The following is a 13,569-nucleotide window of genomic DNA, read 5'->3' on the forward strand; positions in this document are numbered from 1 at the left end:
ATTATTGGTTCGTGTAGAACAAAGCACACACTAAAAATTTAACCATGTTCAAAACTTATTTCAAGATCGCCTGGCGTACTGCCATCAGGAACCGGAGCTTTACGCTTATTACCCTGGGAAGCCTGGTCCTGGGCATTACCTTATTCTTCCTCATCAGCCTTTGGGTGAAAGATGAGATGGCATTTGATGCTCCATTTGCCCACCAGGAACAGGTATGCCGGATAGAAAGTGACCTGATCACACCCGACGGACAATCCGACAAGATGGCTTCGGTAGGTTGGCCGATAGGTAAAACACTGAAAGCACAATACCCGGAAATTGAAAGCCTCACTTACCTCAGGAATTGGGCCCCTTTTGTACTCTTTAAAGAGGACCGCTTTTATGAAGCTGCTTTGTATGCAGATAATAACTTTTTTTCTGTATTCAACTACCCCTTGCAGGAAGGCATTCCGGCCACAGCACTGAATGAGCCCTATAGCCTCGTCATTACCCAGGCACTCAAGGAGAAATATTTTGGAAAGGGCGAAGCACTTGGAAAAGTATTGATGATCAATGATACCGTTCCCTACAAGATAACAGGCGTATTTGCCCCCCTGCCTGCTTCTTCCCACCTGCGGTTCGATATGATCGGCTCCTTTGCTACCTTCTGCTCCATGTATCCAAAGGCCTGCGAACAGGAATTTGCTTCGGGCTGGTTCGATATGAACGTGTACAATTATGTTCGTCTTGCTAAAAATGCAAACGCTGCAACCACCACAGCTAAGATCAATAACCTGGTACAGGTAGCAGGCAAAGAAGCGGTGGCCAAATACGGCTTTAAAACCTATCTCAGCCTGCGGCCCGTAAAAGATATTTACCTCTATTCCGGTATCTCTACTGCCAAAGGCCCCGTAGGTAATATCAAAAGCATCCGGCTCTTTATAGCCATCGGCATTTTCATTCTGCTTATTGCCTGTCTTAATTTCATCAACCTTTCCACAGCCCGCTCCATGGAAAGGGCCAAAGAGATCGGCATACAAAAAGTATTGGGTAATGGCCGTGGTAAACTGGTACTTCAATTTCTGACAGAGGCCGCTGTATTGTGTACTATCGCTGCTATCATCAGCATCCTGTTGATGGTAACCTTATTGCCCCTATTCAACACCTTTACCGGGAAAACATTTACCGTGGGCTCCCTGTTCACCATTAATAACCTCTTGCTCCTATCGGGCATTATCGTAGTGCTGGTGCCGCTGGCGGGCTTCTACCCTGCCTGGGTATTATCTGCTTTCAAACCGATCGCTGTTTTAAAAGGCAGTTTCGCCCACACCACCTCAGGCGCCTTACTGAGAAAGTCACTGGTAGTGCTGCAGTTCGTAATATCTGCCGGCTTCATCATGTGCACACTTATTATGTGGCAGCAAATGAAATTCATGCAACAGCAGGACCTTGGATTCAATAAAAGCCAGGTGGTGGTAGTAGATGCTGCCAGGGTGCCCTGGGTATTACTGCATGATAAAATGAATGTCTTCAAAAGTGAAATGCTCCGGCAAACAGGCACAAAAAATATAACAGCCACCTATGCAGTACCAGGCAGAACAGGTTGGGATGGGCAGTTTGCTTACCCGGAAGGGAAGACCGACGAGCAGGGCCTGATAGTCGAGTACATTGCAGCCGATGCAGACTATGTAAAAACAATTGGTCTTTCCCTGATAGCCGGACGTGATTTCATGGCCAACAGCCAAAAAGACGAAGAGGAATCTTTCCTGATCAATGAAACAGCCGTCAAAACTTTTGGCTGGGGCAGTGCGCAAAATGCATTGGGCAAAAAACTGTCCACCTCTGGTAAAGAGGGCGTGGTAGTGGGTGTACTAAAAGATTATCACCAGCATGGTCTGCAAATGAAGATCACTCCCATCGTATTAAGCCCTATTAAGTCCATTAGTCTTTTTGCTTTCCGCTATGAAGGTATTAGCTCTTCACAGGCTGTGACCAATCTTAAAACAGCCTGGAATAACGTATACAAAGGTTTTCCTTTTGAATACCGGTTCATGGATGAAGACTTTCAACGCCAGTATAGCAAGGAAGATAAGCTGCGCAGCTTCTTTGGCCTCGCAGCAGGGCTCTCTGTGATCATTGGATGCCTGGGCCTGCTGGGGTTGATCATTTATACTGCACAGAAGAGAGTACGGGAGATTGGTATCCGCAAAGTATTGGGCGCAGGTGTTGGTAATTTGGTTACACTGCTGTCTGTAGATCTGTTGAAGCTGGTGGGCATTGCCGTATTACTGGCCATCCCCATTGCCTGGTGGACGATGGACCAATGGCTGCAAAACTTTGCCTACCGCATCCATATCAGTTGGTGGGTATTTGCCCTCTCTGCTGCCGCAGCCATATTGATCGCCCTGTTCACCATCAGCTTCCAGGCTTTCAAGGCAGCATTGATGAATCCGGTGAAGAGTTTGAGGAGTGAATAGAAAACAGATCGCGATTGAAGAAATGACATTCTTAAAAATAGAACACTGTGTTTAGAAACAATATCATAGCCACCCTTCGCAGCCTGAAAAGAAACAGGACCTATACCCTCATCAATATGCTGGGCTTATCCCTCAGTATCGGTATAGCCATTGTTATATTCATGATCATACGTTTCGAAGGAAGTTTTGACGCCTGGCACAAAAATGCGCCACGCCTGTACCAGCTCCTTGCTTATGATAAGTTCGAAGGTATCAACTCCCATATCCCCCAGGGCGCCATCAATGCGCTGAAAGACAAAATATCCGGCGTTGAAAAAGCGGTAAACGTATATGGTTTCACCCCCTCTGTGATAAAAGTAAATGGCGAAAACCTGAAACAGGAGCGATCCTATTTTGTGCAGCCCGACTTTCTACAGATGATCGATATACAATGGGTGGAGGGATCACCAGCCACTGCTTTAAGCCAGCCTTACCAGGTAGTGCTGGATGAACCTACAGCCAAAAGGTTCTTTAAGCCTGGTGAATCAGCCATTGGCAAGACCATCCTGTACGACAATACCCTTAACCTGACCGTTTCCGGTATTATTAAAGAGATGCCTGCCAATACACAATTCCGTATGCCCATGATGATGTCCTATGCTTCCTTGCTCAAGTATATGGAGTGGTACAAAGACGAGAATTACTGGGGTGGCGGCGATTCCTGGTTCCAGGGTTTTGTATTGCTAAAGCCCGGGGTAAAGCCTGCTACTGTAGAACTAGCCCTCAACCAGTTGACAAAGCAGCGGGGTGAACATACCAACTATACCCGTTTTCAACTGGCCCATTTATCCGAACAACACCTGAACCCAAACCCTGAAATTGATTTCTTCAACTATGCCATCCCACGATGGCTGATGTATACCCTCACCAGTATCGGCATTTTCCTGTTATTGATAGCCTGTATCAATTTCATCAACATGGCTTCTGTACAGGCCATCCAACGCAACAAAGCCACTGGTATCCGGAAAATACTGGGCAGCAGCCGCGCCTGGCTCATTGGTCAATTCCTGTTGGAAACAGCGTTCATTGTGACCGGAGCCCTGGTGATCGGCTCATTGTTGGCCTATCTCCTGCTGCCCTACACCGGTCAGCTATTGCATACCCAGGTGGCCGAGGCCCGCAACTGGAATACCACCACTTTCTTATTCCTGGCCGTCATTGGCGGGGTGCTTACAGGCCTGTCTGGCCTATATCCTGCCATCATGCTCTCCGGGTTTCAGCCCACACAGATGCTTCGCTCCCGTTTTTTCTCCATACCCACCAAAGGATTTTCCCTGCGGCGCATGTTGGTAGTTACCCAGTTTACCATTGCATTGGTATTGGTCATTTGCACCCTCATTGGTGTAAAGCAGATCAATTATTTCTACCACAAAGAGCTGGGCTTTGACAAAGCAGCAGTTATTACCGTGAATATGCCAGATGACAGAAGCTCCGTCATCCGTGAAAGATTGCGGCGTAACCTATTGCAATCACCCGCCATCAGCGATGTTACCTTCGGACTTACCACCCCTTCCGGCACCACCAACTGGTGGTGGGCCAACGTCAAACACCATGGTCTCAAAGATGGGGAGCAACAATGGCGGCAGCAATTCATCGATACCAATTACCTGTCTTTTTTCAAAGTACCCCTGGTGGCAGGGCGCGGCTTCAACGCAGCAGACAGCACCAATGCCGTGGTACTCGTCAACGAACAGGCTACCCGTGATATGGGATACAGGAATGCTTCCCAGGCCCTGGGCCAGCAGCTATCCTTCGGCAATGAACAATACACCATTGGCGGCATTGTAAAAGATTACCAGTCCCAGAGCCTCAAATCGGGCAAAACGCCCCATGTATACATTTACAACAGGCGCTTTCAAACCGCCTGCATACGCGTAAACAACAAGCAGCAGGAAGCAGCCCTGCGCCTGGTTGAAAAGGAATGGAAGGCCATTTTCCCCGATTACTATTTTGAATACAGCTTCCTGGATGACGAACTGAAAACCTTTTATGGCGATGAAAGCAAATTAGCCAGCTTTCTGTCGCTATTCTCTATCATTGGCATCATCATCGGTTGCCTGGGTGTTTACGGCCTCGTAACCTTTGTATGCGTACGTAAAACAAAAGAGATCGGTATCCGCAAAGTATTGGGTGCCGGCTTCATCGATATCATGGCCATATTGAACGTGGAGTTCATCTGGCTCATCGTCATTGCTTTTATCATGGCAGCGCCCATAGCAGGATTTATCATGCACCACTTCCTGCAGGACTATTCCAATCGCATTCCGATGCCCTGGTGGATTTTCCTGGTGAGTGGTATAGGAGCCTTGTTGATCACCATGATCACCATCAGTTTCCAGGCCATCCGCGCGGCCCTGGTAAACCCTGTGAAGTCGTTAAGAAGTGAGTAGTAAGAAGGAATAACGAACAATAAAATATCAATCGTGATAAAGAACTATCTCAAAATCGCCTGGAGGAACTTGTACCGGAATAAGGCATATGCTTTTATCAACGTATTGGGTTTATCGTTGGGAACTGCCTGTGGCATACTCATTTTTATATTGATCACCTACCATCTCAGCTTCGATACCTTTCATACTCAGAAAGACAGGATACACCGCCTGGTTACTATAAGACAACAGGAAAGCATTACCTATACCGATGCAATACCTCAACCGCTGGGAAATGCTTTTCGGAACGATTTTACATTCGCCGAAAAAACAGCACGGGCAGTTGACTACAACAATCCGCTCATCTCTTTACCCAACGAAAAAGAAGTTAAAAAATTCCGTGAAGCAAGCGGTATTGTATTTGCCGAACCGGATTTCTTTGACATATTTAACTTCCCTTTGGTAAAAGGTGATCAAAAAACGGCTTTACGTCAACCGAATTCAGCCATCATTACGGAAAATATAGCTAAAAAATACTTTGGCAATGATGCTCCCATAGGTAAAACCATACGCCTGAATAACAACATTAATTTTGTTATTACAGGGATCCTGAAAGACCTGCCCCCGAATACAGACTTCAGGCAGGAGATTTACTTGTCATATGCCAATTTAAAGGACCACAATGCCCGGCATGCCAGCGATAGTCTCTGGGAAAACATTTACAGCGGCAGTCAATGTTACATCCTGCTAAAACCAACGATTACTGCCGGCCAGGTAAACAAGACATTACCGCTCCTCGTAAAGAAATATTACAGTGGCAGGGACCTCCAGACATGGCAGTTCAGGTTGCAGCCACTTTCCGACATTCACTTTAACCCGCTCTTTGACGGTTATGCCGAAAAAAGATACCTGTGGGCCTTGCTTTTCATTGGTCTATTCCTGCTTATCACCGCCTGTGTAAACTTCGTGAACCTCGCAACTGCCCAGGCACTTAACCGTTCGAAAGAAGTAGGCGTACGAAAAGTATTGGGTAGTTTGCGCTCCCAATTATTCTGGCAGTTTATTACAGAAACAACGCTCATCACCCTAATGGCTGTATTGTTGGCCTATGGTGCTGCCAAACTAGCCCTGCCTTACTTAAATCAGTTATTGGAATCCAATATGCAACTGGATATTTTCGGCAATTGGCGATTGCCTGTTTTTCTTTTGCTGATAGCAGGGATAGTCATCTTTTTATCCGGTTCTTATCCCGGCTTGGTATTAGCCCGCTTCCTGCCTGTACTGGCCCTTAAAGGTAAACTGTCACAAAAGCATATCGGTGGTATTTCCTTGCGCAGGCTATTGGTGATTACTCAATTTGCCATTTCCCAACTGCTGATAATCGGGACCATTGTTATAGCCAGCCAAATGCATTATTCAAAAACAACCGATCTCGGTTTTAGCAAGGATGCTGTTATTATGTTGCCTGTACCTGTGAACGACAAGGCAAAAATGAGCACGCTACATTCCAGGCTGGCCGGCATTCCAGGCGTGGAAAAAATCTCTTTGTGTTATCAGGCGCCTGCCTCAGGCAATAACTGGACTACTTCCATACACTTCGATAACCGTATAGAAGATGAATCCTGGGCCGTGAATGTAAAAAGTGCCGACGATCAATACCTCTCTACCTTTGGGTTACAACTGGTAGCCGGAAGGAATTTTTATTCGTCGGATACCTTGCGCGGATTTTTAGTGAATGAAACATTTGTAAAAAAGTTGAATCTTTTATCGCCACAGGACGTGATCGGCAAAAAAATAATCGTTGATGAGGGCTTTATAGCTCCTGTTGTTGGCGTGGTAAAAGATTTTCATAATTACTCTTTACACAATGAAATTACGCCTGTGTGCATCATGCCTGCTGTCGACAGATACGCCAACTGTGCTGTAAAAATTAAGGAAGGCCATACAAAAACCGCGCTGACAGCATTTGAAAAAGTATGGAATGAAACATATCCTGACCATTTATATACTTTTCAGTTTTTAGATGACCGCATGGCCAGGTTTTACAGGATAGATAATATCATGCTGAGGCTGATCGAAATATTTGCCTGCGTTGCTGTATTTATAGGCTGTCTGGGCCTATATGGACTGGTTTCTTTTATGGCCGTACGCAAAACAAAGGAAATAGGGGTCCGGAAAGTATTGGGAGCTTCTGTGCAACAAATAATATGGTTGTTTGGCAAAGAGCTTAGCCGGCTATTAATGATCGCGTTTATCATAGCGGCCCCATTCGCGTGGTGGGTCATGAACTTATATCTGGAGGATTTCAAATACCGCATACAAATAGGCGCAGGGGTTTTCCTGCTGGCTATTATATGCACCTTTACAATAGCTGTTATAACAGTTGGATACCGTTCTATGAGATCAGCACTGGCCAACCCGGTGAAGAGCTTACGCAGTGAGTAGTGAGTGGTCAGTTGTGAGTATAATCGCTGCTATTCACCACTCACAACTCACTACTGACAACTCGCAGTTCTTATCTCTATAAAGGAATAAAAACTAAAAATAATTGCCATAACATGTTTAGAAACTACTTTAAAACCGCCTGGCGTAACCTTTGGAAGAACAAAGCTTACTCTGCCATCAACATTGTTGGCCTGTCCATCGGCATGGCCGCCTGCATCATCATCATGCTGTTTGTGTTCTATGAAAGAAGCTTCGACCGGCAGCATACCAAAAATATTTACCGTCTTGATGAGGTGCAGAAGTTCCCGGGCATGGTGGCCCCGCAGAAGGTCGCTTTATCCATGTTTCCTATGGCTCCTACCCTGAAACAGGAGTTTCCGCAGATACAGCAGTTCACCCGCATCGATGATTTTAATAACCCTCCCCTGAACTACAAGGGTAAAAAAGTAACCCTGTCCAGGGTTTTCTGGGCCGATTCCACTTTCTTCGACATCTTCAATTATGAATTGCTTACGGGTAATAAACACACCATACTGCAAAAACCCAATAGCATGGTGCTCACCAAAACAAGTGCCGAAAAACTGTTTGGTAAAGAAGACCCGATCGGTAAAACGGTAGCCATCCAAAGCCGGGACACCATCAGCTATACGATAACCGGTATCCTGGCTGATATTCCTGGCAATTCACACCTGCAGTTTGAAGGATTACTTTCTTTCAATACACGCAATACAGCCGAACTGATGGGCAACTGGGGCGGCAACTGGCTCATCACCTATCTCGAATTAGCGCCCAACACAGATATAGCTGCGCTGGAAAAGAAATTTCCGGATTACCTGAAGCGCCACATGGCTGATCCCCGGCCCACCTTTTATGAGTTGTTCCTGCAGCCGCTGGCTGCCGTGCATGCCGGTTCAACAGACATTACCCATGACTACCTCAACTATCATAAGTTTGACGGCACCTATACCAGGCTGTTCTCTATTATTGCCATCATTGTACTGGTAATAGCCTGCATCAACTTTATGAACCTGTCTACCGCCCGCTCTGCCAGCAGGGCCAAAGAAGTGGGCGTGCGCAAATCAGTAGGCGCCCAACGGTTCCAGTTGAGCATACAGTTCATCGGTGAATCGGTGTTATTGTGCTTTATCGCCTTAATACTGGCATTGATATGGGCAAAGCTGGCCCTGCCCTGGGTGGCCGATCTGAGCCAGCGGGATATTGACCTGCCCATATTCACCAATGGCTGGTTGCTGTTAAGCACCTTGGGAGGCGCGCTGATCGTTGGTACACTGGCCGGCCTCTACCCTGCCGCCTACCTCTCGTCATTCCAGGCTGTCAAAGTATTGAAAGGCGCTATCCAAACAGGTAGGAACAAAAGCCTGTTCCGGAATATACTGGTGGTAGGCCAATTTTCCAGCGCCATTTTCCTGATCATCGCTACCCTGTTTGCCGTACGGCAGCTCAAATTCATGCAACAAAAAGATCCCGGTTTTAACAAAGACCAGGTTGTTACTATACCGCTCAACTTCAATACGAATCCCAAATACGATGCCCTTAAAAAGGAACTATTGAACAATACCCTGATTACCGGTGTCACCGCTTCCAACCAACGGCTGGGCAATAACCTGCACCAGACCGGTATCCGCTTTCACCCGGGCGATGCGCCTGCGCGGGAAATGGCCACTTCACAGGTAATAGTTGATCCCGATTACCTCACTGTTTATAAGATACCCATTGTAGCAGGCAGGAATTTTTCCAACGACTATGGCACCGACAATGCCAAAGCCTATATCGTCAATGAATCCATGGCCCGGGAATTACTCAAAGACAAACCCAAAGCTTCCTTTGAAACCCTGCTGGGTAAACGTTTTGGCTTTGGCGGCATGGACTCTGCCGGCAGCATTGTGGGCGTTGCCAAAGACTTTAACTTCAACTCCCTGCACCACAAGATAGAAACGCTCACCATCATGGACCAAAAGGACTGGGGCTTTGCAGAAGTATCCGTCCTCATTAATGGCGCCAAAGCCAAAGAAGCCATCGCTTACCTGCAAGCCTCCTGGAAGAGGATCAACCCGGGGCAGGACTTCGAATACAAATTCCTCGACGATCATTTCAAAGAGTTGTACCAGGCCGATTCACAGGTAAGTGAGATCGTGGGCATCCTTGCCGGGCTGGCCATTGTGATCTCCTGCCTTGGTTTATTTGGCCTGGCTTCCTATGCAGCAGAAAAACGGGTGAAAGAGATCGGCATCCGGAAAGTACTGGGCGCTTCAGTACAGAACATTGTACGGTTGCTGTCTAAAGACTTTTTGAAACTGGTACTCATCGCCAATCTCATTGCCTGGCCCATTGCCTGGCTGGTATTGTACAAGTGGCTACAGGATTTTGCTTACCGCATCAATATAAGCTGGTGGGTATTCCTGGCAGCCGGCGTAGTGGCCTTGCTGATCGCCCTATTGACCGTGAGCTTCCAGGCGATCAAAGCGGCGATTGCTAACCCTGTAAAAAGCTTACGCAGTGAGTAATAAATTATCAACGAAGCAAAGGCAATAATGATTAATTAATAATTATTGATTATTGTTCAGGATGCATATCAATCAAATAATAGTAGAACATTCATAAAAGATAAAACACATAACCATGAAACAAATATTCAGCCTTCTTCTCGTAACAGGCCTTGCCTGTCACGTGAATGCACAGAACGAAACACCTTTCTTAACAAAATCACTGGCCAATGAAGCCATTGAGCAGGTGCAGGCGGAAACATCCGGTGGCAATATCTCTATTACAGGAGGCGCCGGAGAAGCAAAGATCGAAGTGTATATCTGGTCCAACAATGGCAGGAAACTGCAATTGTCTAATGAAGAGATCCAGAAAAGACTGGATGAGGACTATGAGTTTTCCATCACTACGGCCAATCATAAACTAACGGCCATTGCCAAACCCAAAAAGTCGGGCAGATGGGATTGGAAAAGAGCGCTCTCCGTTTCCTTTAAAATATTTGTGCCCCGGAATGTCGCCACCACCCTTACCACCAGCGGCGGCAATATCGACCTGGCCCATTTAACCGGCACACAGGATTTCAGGACCAGTGGTGGCAACCTGCATATTGACGACCTGGCCGGGAAAATAAAAGGAACAACTTCCGGCGGTAATATCCAGCTCAAAAATTCCAAAGATGATATTACGCTCAGCACCAGCGGTGGCAATATTGATGCGGCAAACAGCAATGGTAAATTAAAGCTCACTACCTCCGGCGGCAATGTACACCTTCAGGCATTAAGCGGTGATATTGATGCCACTACCAGCGGAGGCAACGTACAGGCCAATACCATCTCCGGGGAACTGGCTGCCGTTACTTCCGGTGGCAATGTAACGCTGGACGACCTGTCCTGCAGCGTGGATGCCTCTACCAGTGGTGGCCATATGCGTGTGAACATAAAAGAATTGGGCAGCTATGTGAAGCTCACCAATTCCGGTGGTAATATAGACTTGGAGATACCCGGCAATAAAGGCGTTGACCTGAAACTGCTGGCAGATAAGATCAGCCTGGTCACCCCTATTACATTCAGCGGCACCAAAAAAGATGACCGCATGGAAGGCACCCTGAATGGTGGCGGCATCCCGGTTACTGTACGGGGAAGCAGTGGAAGAGTATCGCTGACAGTGAGGAAGTAAGTGGTGAGCAGGAAGAAAGCTAGTGGTAAATGGCGAGTAGCGAGTGGGACGATTCAGGCACTAGCCACTAGCCATTTACCACTAGCCGCGGATTCTTTAGGTAAGAATAACTGACAATAAAATACTAATCGTGATAAAGAACTACCTTAAAATCGCCTGGCGCAACCTGCTGAAGCAGAAAGCCTTTTCCTTTATCAATATCTTTGGCCTCTCTGCAGGCCTTACCTGCTTTTTATTGATAGCACTGTACCTGACAGACGAACTTACGTTTGATGTCTTTCATACAAAAGCCGGTTCCCTGTACCGGGTAATAGAAACGTCTACTACACCATCCGGAAAGGAGGCGACTGCAACAGCCGTGGCCTACAATGTTGGAGCAGCAGCACAAAAAGACCTGCCGGAAGTAGCCGGCTCCTGCTTTTTCACCGGCGGTAGCAGGACCAATGTATTGAACGACGATAACAGGAATGTATTCTATGAAACCTATCGGATCGCCAATGCCTCCTTCTTTGAGCTGTTCGACTTCCCGATATTACAAGGTAACCGCCAGGCGCTGTCGGCGCCTTATACAGTAGTACTGACAGAGGAAACAGCGCTTAAATATTTTGGCCGTAAGGACGTGCTGGGAAAAACCATCCGTACGGAGGCCGGTGGCCTTCCTTTCACCATTACGGGGGTGATCAAAATACCCGGCAACTCGCATATCCAATTCAACCTGCTGTTTTCCGAAGCTACCGACTTTGCCGATACCAGCTACAGGAAGGAGACCAGCAATGATTGGACCTCCAATGCCTACCCTACCTATATTCTGTTAAAAGAAGGGCAGGATGCAGCCGCCACAGCCGGTAAAATTGAAAAGCTGGTGATGCAGCACCGCACCGGTGAAGATGGCCGCAAAAGTCATTTCGGGCTCCAGCCATTAAGAGATATTCACTTCTATCCCAATGGATCAACAGATGAAAAATCAAACAGCCGCATCAGGTACCTGTACGTATTTGGCATTGTAGCACTGTTTGTATTGTTCATTGCCTGTATCAATTACATGAACCTTACGACGGCACGCTTTGCCGGCCGGTCAAAAGAAATTGCCGTACGTAAAGTAGCAGGCGCCCTCCGGCAAAGCCTCATTGTGCAGTTCCTGGCAGAAGCCTTGCTCATCACAGTTATATCCCTGCTGGTAGCGCTGGCCGCCGTTCAATTGTTATTGCCTGCCTTCAATGATTTCACCGGCAAGGAGCTGTCGCTTGGCTTCCACACCGATTACCGTATATGGCTTGGCGTGATAGCCATTACCGGTATAGCCGGACTGATGGCCGGCATTTACCCCGCCCTCTTCCAATCGGGCCTGAAGCCGCTCCTGCTGCTGAAGAACAAGTTGAGACTTACCCAGGGGCATTTGTCGTTCCGGCGGGTGCTGGTCGTATTCCAGTTCTCCATCTCCATCATCATGATGATCGCCACCGTGATCGTATTCCAGCAGTTGAAATACATTGACTCCAAAGACATGGGCTTCAATAAAGAACAATTGCTGGTAGTGGATATCAATAGCGGGCAGGTACGCCGGTCTGCCGCCACTATTAAAAATGAATACAGCAGACTGCCGGCCGTACAGGAGGTAACGATCACTTCCCGCGTGCCCGGCGAATGGAAAAACATTCCAATGGTAAAGGTGAAGCCGGCAGACAATGTGTCTACCATCCCGCAGGATATGTTTTACATTGGTGCCGATGAGGACTTTCTGAAGACCTATGCCATCAAACTGCAAAGCGGCAGCAATTTTGCAGCCGGCAGTCCCGACTCACAAGCCGTGCTGATCAATGCCACGGCGGCAAAAGCGCTGGGTATCACCGAAGCAAAAGGCCAATGGATGGAGATACCTGCTTCTGTATTTGGCGATGGCATCAACACCTTCGCTATTCCGTTTAAAGTACGGATCATAGGCATTGCTCAGGATTTCAACTTCCGGTCGCTACGGGAGAAAGTAATGCCCATGATCATTGGTAATACCCGGTTGCGCATTCATAATATTGACTACTTCACGGTACGGTTGAATACAACAGATATGGCCGGAACGCTGAAACAGATGGAAGGTATCCTGCACAGCATAGACGCCGACCATTTATTTGAATACAATTTCCTCGACAAGCAATGGGATCTCTTTTACCGGGAAGACAAGAAGCGGGAAGTTATTTTCCTGTGCGTGGCCTTCATGACCATACTCATTGCCTGCCTGGGCCTGTTTGGCCTGGCCACCTATGCGGCCGAACAGCGCATTAAAGAGATCGGCATCCGCAAGGTATTGGGCGCCAGCATCAGCAGCATCATTACCATGCTGTCTAAAGATTTCGTGAAGCTGGTATTGATAGCGGCCGTCATTGCTTTCCCCGTTGCCGGATGGGCCATGCACCAATGGCTGCAGGAGTTTGCTTACCAGGTGGGCCTGCAATGGTGGGTATTCCTGCTGGCAGGCTGTGCCGCCTTATTGATCGCCTTGTGCACCGTGAGCTTCCAGGCTATTAAGGCAGCCTTGATGAACCCGGTGAAATCATTAAGAAGCGAATAAGAAAGCACTGCTAATAATA

At 47.5% G+C, this 13,569-nt stretch carries 6 protein-coding genes; all 6 read left to right on the forward strand.

The window, feature by feature from the left end; translation table 11 throughout:
* Window positions 1-44: 44 nt before the first annotated feature.
* Window positions 45-2,456, forward strand: coding sequence for an ABC transporter permease (locus tag HB364_RS23175; RefSeq protein WP_167290717.1), 2,412 nt, complete (start codon window positions 45-47; stop codon window positions 2,454-2,456).
* A 47-nt stretch (window positions 2,457-2,503) separates the two neighbouring features.
* Window positions 2,504-4,885, forward strand: coding sequence for an ABC transporter permease (locus HB364_RS23180; RefSeq protein ID WP_208420061.1), 2,382 nt, complete (start codon window positions 2,504-2,506; stop codon window positions 4,883-4,885).
* Window positions 4,886-4,918: 33 nt separating this feature from the next.
* Entirely contained in the window at window positions 4,919-7,309 is a 2,391-nt protein-coding gene (locus tag HB364_RS23185; RefSeq protein WP_167290718.1) for an ABC transporter permease, read from the forward strand.
* A gap of 113 nt (window positions 7,310-7,422) precedes the next feature.
* A complete protein-coding gene (locus HB364_RS23190) occupies window positions 7,423-9,834 on the forward strand; it encodes an ABC transporter permease (protein WP_167290719.1) in 2,412 nt (803 codons plus the stop codon).
* A 115-nt stretch (window positions 9,835-9,949) separates the two neighbouring features.
* Window positions 9,950-10,987 carry a DUF4097 family beta strand repeat-containing protein gene (locus HB364_RS23195; protein ID WP_167290720.1) on the forward strand — a complete coding sequence of 346 codons (1,038 nt, stop codon included), beginning with the start codon at window positions 9,950-9,952 and terminating at the stop codon, window positions 10,985-10,987.
* 130 nt (window positions 10,988-11,117) lie between these two features.
* Window positions 11,118-13,550, forward strand: a complete 2,433-nt coding sequence (locus HB364_RS23200) for an ABC transporter permease (protein ID WP_167290721.1) — start codon at window positions 11,118-11,120, stop codon at window positions 13,548-13,550.
* The last annotated feature ends 19 nt before the right edge of the window (window positions 13,551-13,569 follow it).

The sequence above is a fragment of the Paraflavitalea devenefica genome, from assembly GCF_011759375.1.
Taxonomy (GTDB): domain Bacteria; phylum Bacteroidota; class Bacteroidia; order Chitinophagales; family Chitinophagaceae; genus Paraflavitalea; species Paraflavitalea devenefica.